We start from the raw sequence: 15,788 nt of genomic DNA on the forward strand, positions 1-15,788 counted from the left end.
CAGCTCAACCTTGCGCAGCTTCATCGCCGTGAACGATGGCCGCGCATATGTGTATTCCGTCAGCCACCCAGACCTCCGGTATGAAGCCCGCCGCATGGAGCTTTGCCAAGGTTTGGCGTCGATCTTGTCGGTTTTAACGCGCGCGTAGGCGATAGCGCGAACGAGCCTGGGATTCGCGACGACGACACGCTTGACGTACGGTCGCATGAGTCGCTCTACGGCGGCGCTGTTCCCAGTCTGTTGCGCGGCGATCTGAATGAGAAAGCGCGACAATCAAGATGAGAATCCAGTGTGTCGGGATCGGCGTAGGGCGTAGCCCGTAGCCGGTCCCGACACACTGGAGGCACTCTTTGCCGGGTGCCTGTGATGGTCGTGGTGGCCGCTATGCATAGGGTTTTCCGGGGAGGAGGACCTGGCGTGTGGCCGGCCGACACATCAACGATCATCAAGTGAGACTTTTCATGACCAACAGACGTTATGACCCCGTCGCGCTGGCGGCGGCGAAGGCCGGGTTCAGTCCGGCGACGGGCTATCGGGTTTTGCAGGACACCCGGCTGCCATCACAGCGGTCAACACCGCGCAGCCGGCGCCGACCCGATCCCCTTGCCGGTATTTTCGATGAAGTTGTCGTGCCGATGTTAGAGGCTGCCCCGGGCCTTCGGCCCGTAGCGATCTTCGAGGAGCTGCGGCGCCGATATCCTGAGACGGAGTTCGGCTCCCGGCGAACCCTGGAGAGGCGCATTCGCGACTGGCGCGCCCTGAACGGGCAAGATCGCGAAGTCATTTTCCGGCAAGTGCACGAGGCCGGGCGGCTCGGCCTGTCCGATTTTACGTGCATGGACGATCTGGGAGTTTCCATCGCCGGACAGCCCCTGGACCACCTGCTCTATCACTTCCGGCTTCCATGTGGCGGCTTCGAACACGGGCACATCATCTTGGGCGGCGAGAGCTTCGTCGCATTGGCCGAAGGGCTGCAGAACGCGCTCTGGTCCGCAGGCGGCGCGCCGAAGCTTCATCGTACCGACAGCCTCTCGGCCGCCTTCCGCAATCTGGACGCGGATGCCAGGATCGACCTGACCAAGCGTTATGACGCGCTCTGTGACCATTATGGAATGGAGCCCACGAGGAACAACCGGGGCGTTGCTCATGAGAACGGCGCGATCGAGAGTGCCCATGGCCATATCAAGGCTGCCATAAGGGATGCGCTGCTGCTGCGCGGGAGCGCCGACTTCTCCGACCTTGCCGACTATCGCCGCTTCATCGATGAGGTCGTAAATGCGCGCAACCGGCGGCACGGCCCCGGGATCGATGCCGAACGCAAGTTCCTGCAGCCGCTGCCGGACGTGCGCACCACCGATTACGAGGAGATCCTCGTGACGATCACATCCTCGGGCGGCTTCACGTTGCGCAAGGTGTTCTACACGGTCCCATCCCGCCTGATCGGGCACCGTTTGCGGGCTCGCCTTTATGATGACCGCCTCGACCTCTTCATCGGCGGTGATCGGCCCCCACCGAGTGGTCCGGGTTATTTGTTAGTGTAAGATTGCCTCCGGCGCCATGGCCGGCCGCAGGTGGAGCGAAGCGGAGCCGGAGGGCGGCCATGGCGGCGTCGCTGCTTCCGGGGCCGGCGGCCGGTAGCCCAGCGAGCTGTGCGGCCTGACGGTGTTGTAGTGCCGCCGCCAAGCCTCGATCAGGATCTTAGCCTCGGCCAAGGTGTAGAAGATCTCACCGTTGAGTAACTCGTCACGCATCGAGCCGTTGAAGGACTCGCAGTAGCCATTTTCCCACGGGCTGCCGGGGGTGATGTAGAGCGTCTTCACACCGATCCTGCCCAGCCATTCTTGCACGGCATTGGCGATAAATTCGGTGCCGTAGCACATTGGGAAACGCCGGATCGGGAGCCGCTATGGCCCTGATGAAGACAAGGTCGCGAAGCGGCCGCCGGCTTCATCAGGGCAAGCCATGGCCGGCCAGCATGTGTCTAAAGTGAAGTTGTCGAGACAACACTTTGGAGGCCAACCGACCATGACCAAGCTCATCCCTACGCCTGCCGATGCCGTGCTGGTAGCCATCGATATGTCCAAGAACCGGCAGGAGGTTCTCATCGAGCGACCGGAAGGCGGGCGGCGCCGACGTATGACCGTTATGGCGACCAAGGAGGACTACGACGGCTTTGCCGAACAGCTCGCCGCCATCGGTCGTCCTATCGTCGTTGGATTTGAAGCGACTGGAAATTACCATCGCACGCTGGCGCACAGACTGCTGACCGCGGGGTTCGAACTGCGCCTCATCTCATCAGTCGCGCTCGCTCGAACCCGCGAAGCGCTCCATAATGGCTGGGACAAGAACGATTCCAAGGACGCGCAGGTGATCCTCCACATGCTGCGGATCGGCGCCACACAGCGCTACGTCGATCCGCTCGCCGCTGGGATCAACGACCTTCAAGAGCTGTCCAAGACCCACGAGGTCGTCTCCAGAATGAAGACGCAAACCTGGCATCGCATCTTGACCCATTACCTCCCCCTGTATTTTCCCGAGATGGCGCGCTTCGCCGGCAACAGTCGGTCGGATTGGTTCCTGGCGATGATCGAACGGTTCCCGACCCCAGCCAGCATCACCTCGCTTGATCGGGAAGAATTCTCTGCCGCGGTATGGCCTCTGATCGGGCGCAAGGTCTCCAAAGCCCGTTTGATCAACGATGTGTATGAGACCGCCCGCAGTTCTGCGGCGTTGCCGGTGCCCGAGGACTCGATCGCGATCACCATGTTTCGCATGGTCATCGCGCAAGGTCGCAGCCTCATACACCAGCGCGACGAGATCGAACGGCTCGCCCATGCCCGGCTTGCCGAGCATGTGGATTACCGGCTGCTGCGCAATATTCCTGGCATCGGTCCGATCAACGCCCTGACGATCCTGGCTGAGGCAGGCGACCTTCGCCGCTTCAACCATCATCGCCAGTTCCTCAAGTTCTGCGGCCTCGATCTTGCAACTTGCCAGTCCGGCACGTTTCGCGGTCGCACGAAGCTATCCAAGTACGGCAATGCGCGATTGCGTCGTACATTCTGGATGGCAGCTCAGGTCGCCGCGCGTCAGCGCGACAACAGCTTCCGCGACAAGCTCGGACGATACACTGCCGGGCACGCGGACGATGCCGATCGCCGCCGCAAGGCGATGACGGCGCTCACCGCCAAGATGGCGCGCGTGGCTCACGCCGTCGTCAAGACGGGGACAGAGTACCGGCCGTTCGTCGAACGGCCGGGTGCCAGGTGGAAGGACCCCTCTCTGCAAGTGCCGTGAGGGCGCGAAAGCGACCCTGTAGATAATGTTCGGGCCTTCCACCTGGGTGCGTATCTCATTCTAAGGACGGTGAGGACCACGGTGGCTTCGGCGCCGCTGGATCCTGTGTTTGCTATGGCAGAGAGCGATCCCGTTGACGGTGGAAGCCATCTGGCTCAGAATGCATGCCGTGCCGATCATTGTCGGCGCATAGAGACCTGCTGGCCAAATCTCGCCGTTGCTTCCCTACCCAGGACGTTGTCCGACCGTATATGCGCAGGCGGCCCACGCGTGACGAACAGATCGGCCAGCGCCGCCAGCACATCCTCGCTCCTGAGCCGTCGCGCGACCGGCAAGGCCAGGCACTCCCGACTGGCCTCGTCGATGATCGACAAGATGCGGAACTTGCGACCATCATGCGTGCGGCCCTCGACGAAGTCGTAGGACCACACGTGCCCCGGATATTCGGGCCGCAGCCGGATGCACGATCCGTCATGGAGCCAGAGCCTTCCGCGCTTTGGCTGCTTTTGCGGCACCTTGAGCCCCTCGCGGCGCCAGATGCGCTCGACCCGCTTACGGTTCACATGCCACCCCGCATCGCGCAGCAGGGCGGTCACCCGGCGATAGCCGTAACGGCCATATTGCCGGGCGAGAGCGATGATGTCCTCCGTCAGTGCGGCTTCGTCGTCCGCCCCGCGTGGCGCCTTGCGCTGCGTCGATCGATGCTGCCCGAGCACACGGCACACCCGCCGCTCGGAGACAGCCATGATCCCTCGGATGTGATCGACACAGCGTCGGCGTCTGGCGGGGCTCAATAGTTTCCCCGCGCCGCCTCCTGCAGAATCATTTTATCGAGCGTCAGATCCGACACCGCCTGCCGCAGTCGGGCGTTCTCTCGCTCGAGATCCTTCATCCGCCGTGCCTGATCCATCTTCAGCCCGCCGTACTCCTTGCGCCAGCGGTAATAGCTCTGTTCGGTGACGCCGATCCGCCGGCAGGCGTCGGCCATCGTCCCGCCCTGCGCCAACACGATCTCCGCCTCACGCAGCTTGCCGATGATCTCCTCGGGCTTGTGCTTCCGAGCCATTCCATTCCTCCTTCGTGGTCCAGACTACGATAGTCGATGGGCCACTCAGAAGGGGGCAGATCACCGATCGTCACCACTGGCCCTGCCGGCGTCGGCCACCTTCCATGCGGTGCGGTAAGCCGGGTCGCGCCGGAGCACCTCCCACGCGAGCCCCCCGCGTCCCCGGCGCGACAAGGCATCAAGCCGATGGGCAAGCGAACCGACCATCACGACCGGGAAAAAGGCAGCATACACCGATGAATGTCGCGATCAGTCCGGCGCAAGCGCCGTGTCGACGCTTGGGCTATTTGTGGACCTGCCGTGTCCACGGCGCGCTCACCAGCCCTGCGCATGTACCTCCTTTCGCCAAGGACAGCCGATCGGCATGCGACCGGCGACGCCCGCCGCCCCGCGCGGGCGGTGACATCGCTTCCCGCAAAGATCGCGGCTATCGCCCGCGGCTGTCACCCCCCGAAGATCAAGGGGCAGTTTTTTGACGGGCCGCATGAAGGCCCTGGGGAACGGCCAGGCGCGCCTTGGGGTGGCGGCGCAGCGGGCTGCAAAGCCAGCACCGGACCCGCGGACAAGGCGGGATCGCCGCGCCGCAAGCGCAGCGGTCAAGCGCGCCGAGACCGCCGATTCTGGCCGCCGGCACCCGCGAGGCGACACCAATAACCACCGGCATGCATACTGTGACGGACTGGTCGCCGGGAGACGCCGGACCTGTAAGAAAATTCAGGCCGGCATTCCCATCGTACCGCCGAACATCGCATCGCAAGGGCCACGTTCGGCCCCGCCACACCACACGGAGGCTAATCCCGCTCCGCGGATTGCCGGGCACGCTATCCCCTGGCCGGCGAGAACACCTGCATACACGGCGAGCATCGCGCTTCTAGCGCTGACGGCGTGACAAACGGACCCATCAGGATCTATGGACGGCTGTGCGCAGTAGTGACCGGTCCCGGCAAGGGATTGGTTCCGCTGGTAAACCCGCAGAAGACCGCTCGATCGCAGACGGGCGGATGGAGGTGCGATACTGGTGCGAACGACAGGTGACACCATGGGGCTCGGCTCAGATTTCCCGCCGATCGCTCGCTCAGCGGACCGCCGCTTCGCGCTGCCGTACTCTAGAAGGCAGCCGCAGTGACGGAGGACATTGACACCCTCGCCGCCCGGCTCTCGCCGCGCCACCGCGAATGCCTCTGGCATGTTTTCCAGCTTCGGATTTCCAAGGAAATCGCCGCCGAACTGGGAATCGGCGTCGGCACGGTGGATTCCTACATCTCGGAAGCGGTGGCGATCCTGGGCGCGCCAAACCGGCGCCGCGCCGCCGAAATGCTGTTCGGCGGGAAGGAGCCGGCGACCCCCGGGAAATTCGAGGGAGAATTGCCGGGGGTAGCCATGGCCTCGAACGATGACCCATCCCCGGGCCAAGGGTTGCAGGTCGGCGATTGGCAGGTGCTGCTTCCCTTTCGTCACAAGGGAGTACACCGCAATGATCTCGGACCTATCCACCGCCTTTTCTGGTTCATCCTTCTCGTCCTCGCCGCCGCCGCCAGCTTCGGAATGCTTGCCGTCGGCCTCGAGGTCCTCTCCCGGCTTCTCGGCAGCGATTGAGGGCGGAATGAGCGGCGGCGGACCGGCAGTCGCCACGCTGGCCAGCGACCTGCATGCCTACGAGAAGCTGCTCCAGACGCTTTTCGCCAAGGGCGGCGAACTGTCGACCTCCGCGATCCTCGCGCAGATCGGCCGCAATGTGTCACCCGTGGCAGGCCACCAAGTCCTTGCCGCGATCAGCAACGCACAATTGCTGACATCGAGCGCGCTTGGCCATGTCGCCGAGGCCCACCGCATGCTCGAAGTGCTCGGCCGCAAGCTCGGGATCGACGTGGAGGCCTTTGGCGACGTCCTCAAGCCGCCGTCGAGTGCGATCGGCCCGGATCAACCCGAGCTCGGCGGATGATCCACGGGCATGATGATGCGGACCTGCACAAAGATGACCCAGATCGCGGCCTTTCTCGTCCTGATCGCATTGCTGGCAATACATGCCGCGTGTCGTGGCGGCGCCCCGGAGCGCCTGACGGCAATGGCCATGCTGGTTGCGGCGGTCGCGACCAGCATGGCGAATATGCAGGCTGCGTTGCCTTTCCGCGATGTGGAATGGCTGCTCTTCTGGATCGACGGAGCGCTTTTCGCGGCGCTGCTTGCCATCGCGCTCACGGCGAACCGGTTCTGGCCGCTCTGGGTCGCCGCGATCCAGTGCGTGGCACTCGCTGCCCATGCGGCGCGTGCCTTCGATGCCGCAATCCTGCCGTTGGCCTACTGGTGGATCATCGGCAAGCTGTCCTATCCGATGCTATTCCTGCTCGCGGTCGGAACCGAGCGCCACCATCGACGCAGGCGTCGCGGCGCCCTCGACCCGGCGTGGAGCCGAACCGGCCGATCGCAACCCCAGTGATCTCGAAGCCAAGCCTCGCGCCGAATGCGACAAGGCGCCAGCAAGGCTCAGTCGCACGAGGACGAGCGCAGGCCAGCCGGGTGACGATACCGCCGTGTTGCGGCCGGACCCGCCCCGCCGAACAGCATGACCGTGCCGGATCGGCGCAGGCCACTGCTCGCGCAACGAGGGGAATTCCCCCCTGTTCCGCTCGAAGGCGGAGCACGGCATGGCCGGAATGACAGGGATGCCGAACGAGGACCTGCGGGCCCAATCATGCCGGGCTCTTGCCAGGATGCGAGAGGCGACGAGCGAATGCTTCGACCGGCATTTCGCATCGACGCCCCGCCTCGACATGCTTGCCCAGCTCTATCTCGCCGAGCGCGAACATCGCCCACTCTATGCCTGGAGTTTGTGCATCGCTTCGCAGGTCCCGGCATCGACCGCGCATCGCAAGATCGGCGAACTGGAACGGCATGGCCTCGTCGCCTGCAGCCGCGGTGCGCATTCGGACATCGGCAACGACCGGAGCAGGCGGCGCGGCGACAACCGCTACGTTCGCGTCAGCCTGACACCGGAAGGCCGGAAAAAGATAGGCCGCCTGCTCGACCACTTCGCGGGCATCTGGAACAGCGCCAGCCCCAGGGACGCGGCGGACTCGTTGCCATAGGGCCAGGGCGCACCCGAGATCGCAATCGACAGGCCCGCGGTTTCTGCCTGCAAACATGCAGTAACCGTGCAGGACCGCGTCGGCACGGCGCCGGCAGGAGGCTGGTAAGCCGTGAGTGGTCCCGCGCGGACCGAACGGGGAGCCTCCGAACGGGGCGAGAAGCGGGGCAGGCGGACTGGCTGCTGCCCATAGGACGGAGAATCATGATGGCCCCCGAACCCGTGACAGCACATCATATCCATGGCCTCGTCCGGCAGGAGATCGTCGCGGGAGCCTACACGCCCGGCATGATACTCAACCTCAACAGGCTCACGCATGAATTCGGTACCAGCAGCACACCTGTCCGTGACGCCATGAACCGTCTCGTGGGCGAGCGCCTGGTAGAACATCTTCCGGGCGGCGGTTTTCGCGTCAGAGCGCTCAGTCCCGACCGACTGGCCGGGCTCTATGAATGGCATGGCCAACTGCTCCGGCTTGCGCTTGCCAGCGCCTTGCCGGAAAGCGTGCGAGAGCAGGTCAGCGCGCTTGCGCGCAGGTTCGATGAGCCAGGACACGTGGCACCAGTCGCCGGCGCGGCGTTCGGGATCGTGGTCTCGGTTTCGCGCAACGAAGAACTGGCGCGGGCGTTCGAGGCCGTCGCCCTCACACTCGCGCGCGCACGGGCCCTCGAGCATCTGGTGATCCCTGGTGCCGTCGACGAACTCTCGCAAGTCATCGCGACGATCGCGGCGAAAGATGTGGCCGCATCGCGCCGGATCGTAGGGCGCTATCATCGAAATAGAATCCGGTTGAGCCCGCGCATTCACAATATGCTCCGACCAACAACCGCGGGGATCGGACAAAAGAGGCCATGAATTTTATCAACTTTCACGCAAAAACACTGTAACGGCCTAACGCATCGGACTGACTCTCATTTCGGGACAATACAAGTTCGCGCCCGTTCATATCGCGTCTTATCCTTATCGCGCCGCAATCAAGCGGCGAGAAGGAGTAGACGAAATGGAACGCACCAGCGAAGACCGCCGTGACGACGTCGTCGAACTCGGCGCGGTGAGCGTCGAAACCAAGGGCATCGTCGGCAACCCCGTCGATGCGCCCGCAGGCCAGGGCCTTGCCGGCATCCTCGACGACTGATCGACCGCTTGGCGCATCCCCGGGGATGCGCCAAGCACCATCCCTTCGGAGCAGGCGCTGCCTGCAGCATCCGACATGCCGGGAGTCAGAATGCCCCATGGCCCGCTCGCAAATATCCTGGTGCACAGTCGGCTCACATATCGTCGTCATCGACATTCGCCGCGACACCTACCTGCAATTGCCGCCTAACCTTGTCGAAGCCTTCCATACCCTGCGATGCGCCGGCAGGCCCGCAGGTGGGCCCGCCGAATGTCTCGAAGCACTCGCGCGGATCGGCCTATGCGATAAGGATTACACCCGTCCGGCCGAACAGCCCACCATCCGTGTCCCAGCGTATGATATGCCGCCGCCTGCAGTGGGCTACCGGCGACCGCCGCCGCAGACGATGATGGCGGCGCTCGCTCGGATCATCACCGCGCGCCTCGCGGTCCGCGCGCTTCCCCTGCGCGTACTCGCGCAGCGGGTTCGGCGCCTCGATACCTGGCCATCGCGGCCCATGGCCGAGGCCGACGTGGCGGCACGAACTGCCATGTTCGTGCAGGCGCGGCAGCTTCTACCCGCGCGGGGGGCCTGCCTGCCCGACTCCATCGCGCTGGTGCACTTCCTGCGCGCGCACGAAATAGCATGCAACATGGTGTTCGGCGTGCGGCTGGACCCGTTCGAGGCGCATTGCTGGGTCCAAAGCACGGATGCGATCCTTGGCGATACGCACGAACGCGTCTCGTGCTTCACCCCGATCCTGCAACTATGACGCTCGCATCCTACTTCGGCGTAGTGGCGCTCGAGAAGGACCGGCCCGCACCTGCCCGGATGGCCTCCCCGGCGGTAGCGGCGGAAATGGGACTGGCCCCTTGTGTCTCTTCGACGACGTACGTCCTGTTCGCTGCCGGACCGGCCGAGACCGTCAGCGGCATGCCGGCGGCCACCCATGTGGTAGGACCCGCCTTCGCCCGCCCTGCGGACGGACAGCCGTTTGTCGCGAACCACGATCGCAACGCCGCGCCGGCCAGCTTTCTCGAAGCCATCGAAGCGCGATGGGGTGCGTTCGTGGCATGGACCGCCAACGAGGCCACCGGCGAGGTCTTCGTCTATCGCGATCCGTCGGCGCGCTGCCCCTGCTATTATACACGTTGGGGCGGCGAACTCGTCATCGCGTCCCATCTCGACTTCATCGAGGCTCTGACTGGTCGCGCCAACGCGATCAACTGGGCGGTGATCGCCGATGAACTGCTCTATCCCGACCTCGCTGGACGCTCGAGCGCGATGCTCGGCATCGAGGAAGTCCTCCCGGGCGAGATCGTGCGTATCGGACACGAGGGGGTCCACCACCATGCGTTGTGGACTCCAGCGAAGTTCATCGACGAGAGGCGCGTTCCCTCTTTCGAGCAAGCGGAGCACGATGTCGCGCGGGCGGTGGAGCGGTCATGCCGGGACTGGTCCGCGCACATCGGGCCCGTGGCACTTACGCTCAGCGGGGGCCTCGATTCCTCGGTTCTCGCGGCAACGCTGCCCGCTCTTTGCCACTGCATCACGCTGATCAGCGGGACGGGGAGCGGCGACGAAAGGGCTTTCGCCGGCGAAGTATGCCGGCATCTCGACTTGCGCCCGCATCAGCGTCGCTTGTCCCCGAGCGACGTAGCCCTGCCCCTGACGAGCGCCGGGCGGCGTCCCCGTCCCTCGACGCGCGCCTTCACCCAGAGCATCGTCAAGCATGCAGGCGCGGTCGCCAGAGAAGTCGGAGCGCGCGCGATCGCCTATGGAAGCGGCGGCGACAACGTATTCTGTTTCCTGCGATCGGCCACGCCGGCGAGCGACCGGCTCGAAGTCGAAGGGTTTGGCGCGGGATATCGGCGCACTCTGATGGATGTTGCGGCAGTCACCGAGTGCTCGCCGTTACTCATCGCCCGGCGGTCGCTGCAAAAGCATTTTCGCCGCCGCCGGGCCTGGACATGGCCGCGCGACGAGCGCCTGCTCGCGCGCGGGCTGCTAGAGGCCCGAACGTCGCATCTTGCCCACCCCTGGGTCGACGAATTCGCGGCCCTCCCGGTCGGCAAGCGCGAGCACATAGCGGCAATCATGCGGGGCCTCGCACTGGTGGACTATCTCGACGGCGAGGACGGCGTGCCGGTCATCTACCCGCTCCTCTCGCAGCCTGTCCTGGAGGCCTGCCTGCGGCAACCGACATGGCTGTGGTACCGGGACGGCGTCAACCGGGCGATCGTGCGCCGCGCCTACGCCGGGAAGCTACCGACCGGGATCGTCCAGCGTACCTCGAAAGGCGGCTTCACCGGCCTGGTACGAAGCCTGTACCTCGAAAACCTCGCGCAAATCCGCAGCATGCTGCTCGACGGCGAACTGTGCGCGCGCGGAATCGTCGACCGCCAGGCGCTCGAAGCCAATCTGGGCAAGGTGCCCGACGCGCAAGATCACATGTATGTGCGGATCATGCGGTTCGTCGATGTCGAGGCCTGGCTGAGCGCACGTCGTGGCTGATCACCGCCGCGCTCACGGCGACGCGCCCTCGCGCGGTTTGAACCACCGCTGGAACCAGGCAAGGTTGCGCTCATAGACCGCGAGCCGGTGCGCTGGCTGGAGCTTGACGTGACCTTCGCCCGAAAACACGTACATCTCGGTCGGCCAGCCCGCGTTCTTCGCGGCGGCATAAGTCGGCAGTGCGAAGCGAAATTCCTCCTCCCCCGCCTGGATCAGCAGTGGTACCGGCGGAAGATCGCCGAGATTGGGCACCAGCGATCCCTCCTTCCAGAAGCCGCGGCGATCCTCGTTGAACCTCGGATATCCGGTCCTGGCGTACCAATCCTCGAACCCCGGCCCGAGGTTCGCCATCATCGTCGCCTCCTCGCAGCATGTGCTGAGCGCCACGGCCTTGAACAGGCGCGAATGGACGAGCGCAAACGTCGCCGTGGTGGCGCCGTCGCTTTGCCCGGTGATGCCGATGCGCGCAGGGTCGGCGATGCCGCGCGCGATCAGGCGCTCGACGACGATTTCGAGCGAGGACTGTACGCTGCGCCGGTCGGACCAGTCCTTCTGGTTGGCCTTGAGGAAGGCGAAGAGGTCGAGCGGCGGCCCCTGGAGCCCATACCACGGCGGCCGATTGAAACTGAGGACGGCAAAGCCCTTGGCCGCGAACAGCTGGATCGGGAATTCGTCGGCGGTGCCGCCCCGCAGGAACCCGCGCGAATCGTACTGGACGACGATGAGCGGCGCCGGATGGCCCGGACGGTAGTCGGACGGGAGGACAAGGTCACCGAAGGTCTCGATGCCGAAGGCATTGCGCCACGCCATGCGCTCGGGCCGGCGAAGCCGGATCGCGGCGAACTCCGGATTGGGATCATAGATGGTGCGGACTCGGCCGGATCCCGCGTCGACGCCGATCACATGGCGCGGCGCGGTGTCGCTTTCCGCCGCACAGACCAGTTCGATGGGCCCGAGCTGGCAGCCAAGCCACGGATCGATGGTCGTGTGCAACACGCGGGGCGCACCCTTGCCAAGGTCCCAGCTCAGCAACGCCATCTCGCTGCGCGCCACGCCTTGTCGGCGCAGGAACAGGATCGTGCGCGGATCGCGCTTCCATAGCCCGACCACGTCGGTGCAGGCCGACTGCGGACAAGGCAGCTCGCGGCCATTCATCGAAACATGGAGAACGTTGGGCTTGAACAAGGCGCTCGGGTCGACCGGTGCCAGCCAGGCGCGATCGGTGCCGCCGCCGACTGGCAAGACTTGCGTAGCGCTGGCTGGCCAACCGGGCGTTCCGTCCGGCGCCAGTACGAGCCCTTCGGCCGACAGTGCAGGACGCGGAGTTCGGTCGGCCAGCGCGATCACGTCGATCCGGCTGGGTGTGGAGGACGGCGGATGGGGGCGCCCGCCGGCAATGGGCCAGAATCGCACGTCATAGCGCCAGCCGCTCGGTGCCTCGCCATCGATCCGCCGTTCCTCGTCGAGAAGCGCGGGCCGACTGGCATAGACGATCGCCGCGCCGCCCGGCAGCCACTGGAAGTCGTCGATCGACACGGGCGAGCGCGTCAGTTGCGCCTCGCCCGATCCATCGGGGCGGACCAGGAAGACTTGCATTAGGCCGCCGATGGCCTTGGTGAAGGCGAGTCGGCGACCATCGGGGGACCAGCGCAGCACCGACGGCACCGGGGCGCCGCTCACCAGCCCGGAAAACCCGTACTTGTCGAACGAGAGCCGGATGATCTCGCCGCCATCGGCGACGATACGCGGCGGCGCCGTACCAACGGTTTCCTTGACGACGATGCCGGTACAATAGCGGTTGGAGGAGGGATCGCCGCGGCGAAGCTGCAGCGCGACATGCCGGCCATCGGGAGAGAGCGCGGCCGGTGGGCCAGGATAAGTATCGAACTGCATGCCCCCGAAGTCGCGCAGCCGTGCTAGGTCAAGCGCGGTGATCTCACGCTCCGGCGCCGACGGCGCCATCGCGGGAGGCAACAGGTCGCAGGGCGGCTGGCTTGCCCACGATGCGACCGGAACCAGCGAGATGCCAAGGATTACTCCGCCCAAGGCGGTACGCAGGTTCTTTTTACATGCCCGGCGAACTGCAAGGCGAGGCAGCTGGCCCGTAGCGGCAGATGACGATCCGTCACCATCCAAATCAATCTCCTTCATTGCTCACCACTCCTTGGTGAGCGAGACGCTGACGAAGCGTCCGATCGCGGACTGGTTGGTGGAGTCGTAGCTGACGTAATAGTCGGCCACCGGCCGCGCGTAGGCGGGCTTGTCGTTGAGCAGGTTGCGCACGGCGAGCGCGAAGCCCAGGCCCGGGACGAGACCCTGCGCGGACGCACGATAGACGACCGCGAGATCGAACGTGGTTTGGGATCCGACGCGGACTGCGGGGGCGCCGCGGGTGTCTTCGACACCGCCTGTATAGTTGGCGAAGGCGGAGGCGCTCAAGGGACCGCGCGTCCATGTCGCACCTGCCCTTCCCCGCCAGTGCGGCGGATTGAAGATCGTGCCGGCAAGTTCGGTGTACGGCCGGGCGGGGTCGAGCCTCTGGCGCGACTGCAGCCAGGACGCCGAGCCGTTGAACGCGAGCGTATCGCCTGAGCCCAGCCGCGCCTCATAGCGTACCATAAGGTCGAGGCCCCGGATTCGCTGGCGCGCGACGTTGAAGAACGTGTTGTAGACCGCCGCAGCGACCGCATCCGGATCATAGGCCAGGCCCGAATAATTGTAGAGCGGTACGGGCGATGCCGCGATCAGTTCGGATTGCAGGGCGGCCGAGGGATAGGGATCTACGAAGTCGTCGAGCGTTCGCGCGCCGAGCGCGGTGTAGAAGTCGGTGCCCTGGAACGGCTGCGCGACCCTGTCGCGATAAGCGATCTCGAAATAGCTCGCCTCCACCTGCAACCCGGGAACGGCGCGGGGATGCGCGGCCAGCGTTGCCGACCATGAGGTTGCGCGCTCGGGCTTGAGCGCCGGGTTGCCGCCATTGGTGAACAGCGCCGTCGCACCGGCCGGGTAACCGGCGCCGCCCAGGGTCGTCGCGGGATAGAGGAAGGCATATTGCGGCTGATACTGCTGGTAGAGCGTTGCCGCCTTGAAGGACTTGCCCCAGGATGCCTTGAGATCGATATCGGCGCTCGGCGCATAGATCGCGCCCAGCTTGGGCGTCAGGACGTCGTCGATGCCGGGATATTTCTCGTAGCGCAGCGCGCCGCTCAGCGACAGGCGATGGATGGCGGTGACCGCCTGCCCGGGCGAGACCAGCGGGACGTAGATTTCGCCGAAGCCGTAATAGCTGTCCTGGTGCGCGTCGATCGGCTCGGCTAGGCTCGCGGAGCGGTTGAGGTAACCATTGTCGCGGTAGCCAGCCCCGGCAGCGAACCTGACCGGGCCCGCCGGCAGGTCGATGACATCGCCCTGCGACGTCGCCTCGAGCGACTTGACCGAATTGCAGTAGCAATAGGGATAGGCGCTGACCGCGCCGGCCGGGGTGGTGGTGAACTGCCGGGTATCGGTGTGGTCCTCGCCATAGACCCCGCTCAGGGTGAAGGACAGCGAGGGCGTCGCCTCGAACGTCAGCGACGGCGCGACCGCGAAGGACCGGTTGGTCGGCTCGGTCGTATAGCGCGCGGAGCCGGGCACCTGCAGAACGGTGGACGAACGCCGCCAGTTGTAGAGGCCATCGAGGCTGAAGGTTAGGTCAGGCCCAAGTTCGTGGTGCAGGCTCAGCACGGCACTGTGCCGCTTTTGCGCCGGAAGGAGGGTGCTGTTCCCGGGCATGTAGTTCGTGAAGTCGCGCTGACGCGCGGTGATCGCCGTATCGTGCTCGAAATCATAGGTGGCGACGAGGCCGCCGCCGTCCCACAGCGTTCCCGCGACAAGGCTGTACTGCTGCTGCGTGTTACCACCATCGGTCGCGGCACCGAGCCGCGCCGTGGCGGAGACCCCGTCATAGTCCTTGCGCAGGATGATGTTGGCGACGCCGCCGACCGCGTCCGAGCCATAGAGCGCCGAAGCGCCGTCGGCGACCATCTCGATGCGCTCGACCGCGCCGAGCGGGATGGCATTGACGTCGATCGCCTGGGTAAAGGAGCCGTAGGCCAGCCGATGGCCGTTGAGCAGCGTAAGCGTCGCATCGGGCCCGAGACCGCGCAGATTGATGCTTGAGCCCGAGTTCTGGTTGTTGTTGCTGCCCGGTGCTCCCGGCGCGACGCCCGGGTTCTGGCCGCCGGCGAAGCTCTGCGGCAAAGTACGCACGGCCTCGCCGAGGTCGGTCTGACCGGCCCGGGCGATGTCGCGGGTGGTGAGCGTGGTGACCGGGGAAGCCGGCGGCGCCCCGCGAATGCGCGAGCCGGTTACCAGGATCGCGGAACCGTCACCGCGGGATGCCGCCGGGACTTGCGGCACCTGCGATCGCCCCACGACAAGGACACTCCCGTCCCGCTCGACCGCGACAAGGCCGCTTCCCGCCAGCAGGAGATCGAGTGCCTCCTCGAGCGTATATGCGCCGTCGATCGGCGCGGCGGACTTGCCTGCCACGGCGCCTGGCGTGAAGATGATCTCGCGCCTAGTGGCGCTGCCCAGCGCGCGCAGCGCCTCGCCAAGACCTTGCGCGCGCAAGTGCAGTTCATGGCGTGGTTCCTGCGCTGCGGCCGGGACGGCGAGCGCCCATAGGCTCGTCGCCAGGAACAGTGTGCTCAATCTCTTGTCCATCATGGATA

General features: G+C 65.5%; 11 protein-coding genes and 5 pseudogenes. 10 read left to right on the forward strand and 6 right to left on the reverse strand.

The features are described from left to right. Window positions 1-58 precede the first annotated feature (58 nt). A pseudogene (locus ACFFDA_RS11290) lies at window positions 59-240 on the reverse strand (IS110 family transposase); the annotation flags it as partial. A gap of 209 nt (window positions 241-449) precedes the next feature. Here ACFFDA_RS11290 and istA point away from each other — a divergent pair. Then, window positions 450-1,499: pseudogene (gene istA, locus ACFFDA_RS11295) on the forward strand (IS21 family transposase); the annotation flags it as partial. Between the two features lie 33 nt (window positions 1,500-1,532). Here the strand turns inward: istA and ACFFDA_RS11300 are convergent. Then, a pseudogene (locus ACFFDA_RS11300) lies at window positions 1,533-1,871 on the reverse strand (integrase core domain-containing protein); the annotation flags it as partial. 154 nt (window positions 1,872-2,025) lie between these two features. Between ACFFDA_RS11300 and ACFFDA_RS11305 the strand changes: the two are divergent. After that, window positions 2,026-3,319 (forward strand): annotated as a pseudogene (locus ACFFDA_RS11305) (IS110 family transposase). 214 nt (window positions 3,320-3,533) lie between these two features. On the opposite strand, the pseudogene ACFFDA_RS11310 reads toward ACFFDA_RS11305, so the two are convergent. Both ACFFDA_RS11310 and ACFFDA_RS11315 read right to left on the reverse strand, forming a co-directional pair. Next, window positions 3,534-4,363: pseudogene (locus tag ACFFDA_RS11310) on the reverse strand (IS3 family transposase); the annotation flags it as partial. Window positions 4,364-4,423: 60 nt separating this feature from the next. Then, the gene (locus ACFFDA_RS11315; protein ID WP_404479241.1) at window positions 4,424-4,570 is read right to left on the reverse strand and encodes a transcriptional regulator domain-containing protein; all 147 of its coding nucleotides are present in this window, start codon (window positions 4,568-4,570) and stop codon (window positions 4,424-4,426) included. A 915-nt stretch (window positions 4,571-5,485) separates the two neighbouring features. On the opposite strand from ACFFDA_RS11315, the gene ACFFDA_RS11320 reads away from it, so the two are divergent. The 8 genes from ACFFDA_RS11320 to ACFFDA_RS11355 all read left to right on the forward strand — a co-directional run bounded on the left by ACFFDA_RS11320 (window position 5,486) and on the right by ACFFDA_RS11355 (window position 11,076). Then, a complete protein-coding gene (locus tag ACFFDA_RS11320) occupies window positions 5,486-5,959 on the forward strand; it encodes a LuxR C-terminal-related transcriptional regulator (protein ID WP_404479216.1) in 474 nt (157 codons plus the stop codon). A gap of 7 nt (window positions 5,960-5,966) precedes the next feature. Further along, window positions 5,967-6,305 carry a hypothetical protein gene (locus tag ACFFDA_RS11325; RefSeq protein WP_404479217.1) on the forward strand — a complete coding sequence of 113 codons (339 nt, stop codon included), beginning with the start codon at window positions 5,967-5,969 and terminating at the stop codon, window positions 6,303-6,305. Window positions 6,306-6,338: 33 nt separating this feature from the next. Further along, the gene (locus tag ACFFDA_RS11330) at window positions 6,339-6,800 is read left to right on the forward strand and encodes a hypothetical protein (protein WP_404479218.1); all 462 of its coding nucleotides are present in this window, start codon (window positions 6,339-6,341) and stop codon (window positions 6,798-6,800) included. 208 nt (window positions 6,801-7,008) lie between these two features. After that, the gene (locus ACFFDA_RS11335; protein ID WP_404479219.1) at window positions 7,009-7,449 is read left to right on the forward strand and encodes a MarR family transcriptional regulator; all 441 of its coding nucleotides are present in this window, start codon (window positions 7,009-7,011) and stop codon (window positions 7,447-7,449) included. A 203-nt stretch (window positions 7,450-7,652) separates the two neighbouring features. Continuing rightward, window positions 7,653-8,303: a GntR family transcriptional regulator gene (locus ACFFDA_RS11340; protein WP_404479220.1), complete on the forward strand. Its 651-nt coding sequence runs from the start codon at window positions 7,653-7,655 to the stop codon at window positions 8,301-8,303. A 145-nt stretch (window positions 8,304-8,448) separates the two neighbouring features. Further along, the gene (locus tag ACFFDA_RS11345) at window positions 8,449-8,583 is read left to right on the forward strand and encodes a benenodin family lasso peptide (RefSeq protein ID WP_113941883.1); all 135 of its coding nucleotides are present in this window, start codon (window positions 8,449-8,451) and stop codon (window positions 8,581-8,583) included. A 340-nt stretch (window positions 8,584-8,923) separates the two neighbouring features. After that, window positions 8,924-9,334, forward strand: a complete 411-nt coding sequence (locus ACFFDA_RS11350) for a lasso peptide biosynthesis B2 protein (RefSeq protein WP_404479221.1) — start codon at window positions 8,924-8,926, stop codon at window positions 9,332-9,334. Beyond that, on the forward strand, window positions 9,331-11,076 hold the full coding sequence (locus tag ACFFDA_RS11355) for an asparagine synthase-related protein (protein ID WP_404479222.1): 1,746 nt from the start codon (window positions 9,331-9,333) through the stop codon (window positions 11,074-11,076). The genes ACFFDA_RS11350 and ACFFDA_RS11355 overlap by 4 nt, the downstream gene beginning before the upstream one ends. Window positions 11,077-11,088: 12 nt before the next feature. Here the strand turns inward: ACFFDA_RS11355 and ACFFDA_RS11360 are convergent, their stop codons facing one another. Next, window positions 11,089-13,227 carry an Atxe2 family lasso peptide isopeptidase gene (locus tag ACFFDA_RS11360; RefSeq protein WP_404479223.1) on the reverse strand — a complete coding sequence of 713 codons (2,139 nt, stop codon included), beginning with the start codon at window positions 13,225-13,227 and terminating at the stop codon, window positions 11,089-11,091. 3 nt (window positions 13,228-13,230) lie between these two features. After that, window positions 13,231-15,768: a TonB-dependent receptor plug domain-containing protein gene (locus ACFFDA_RS11365; RefSeq protein ID WP_404479224.1), complete on the reverse strand. Its 2,538-nt coding sequence runs from the start codon at window positions 15,766-15,768 to the stop codon at window positions 13,231-13,233. Window positions 15,769-15,788: the final 20 nt, after the last annotated feature.

It is taken from the genome of Novosphingobium sp. BL-52-GroH (assembly GCF_044813085.1).
In the GTDB taxonomy this organism is placed as follows: domain Bacteria; phylum Pseudomonadota; class Alphaproteobacteria; order Sphingomonadales; family Sphingomonadaceae; genus Novosphingobium.

Bases quoted from the DNA above. Each gene is read 5' to 3' on its own strand.
- ACFFDA_RS11315 (WP_404479241.1), bottom strand. From the start codon at position 4,570: ATGGTCGGTTCGCTTGCCCATCGGCTTGATGCCTTGTCGCGCCGGGGA.
- ACFFDA_RS11340 (WP_404479220.1), top strand. From the start codon at position 7,653: ATGATGGCCCCCGAACCCGTGACAGCACATCATATCCATGGCCTCGTC.
- ACFFDA_RS11335 (WP_404479219.1), top strand. From the start codon at position 7,009: ATGGCCGGAATGACAGGGATGCCGAACGAGGACCTGCGGGCCCAATCA.
- ACFFDA_RS11325 (WP_404479217.1), top strand. From the start codon at position 5,967: ATGAGCGGCGGCGGACCGGCAGTCGCCACGCTGGCCAGCGACCTGCAT.
- ACFFDA_RS11330 (WP_404479218.1), top strand. From the start codon at position 6,339: ATGACCCAGATCGCGGCCTTTCTCGTCCTGATCGCATTGCTGGCAATA.
- ACFFDA_RS11350 (WP_404479221.1), top strand. From the start codon at position 8,924: ATGCCGCCGCCTGCAGTGGGCTACCGGCGACCGCCGCCGCAGACGATG.
- ACFFDA_RS11355 (WP_404479222.1), top strand. From the start codon at position 9,331: ATGACGCTCGCATCCTACTTCGGCGTAGTGGCGCTCGAGAAGGACCGG.
- ACFFDA_RS11360 (WP_404479223.1), bottom strand. From the start codon at position 13,227: ATGAAGGAGATTGATTTGGATGGTGACGGATCGTCATCTGCCGCTACG.
- ACFFDA_RS11345 (WP_113941883.1), top strand. From the start codon at position 8,449: ATGGAACGCACCAGCGAAGACCGCCGTGACGACGTCGTCGAACTCGGC.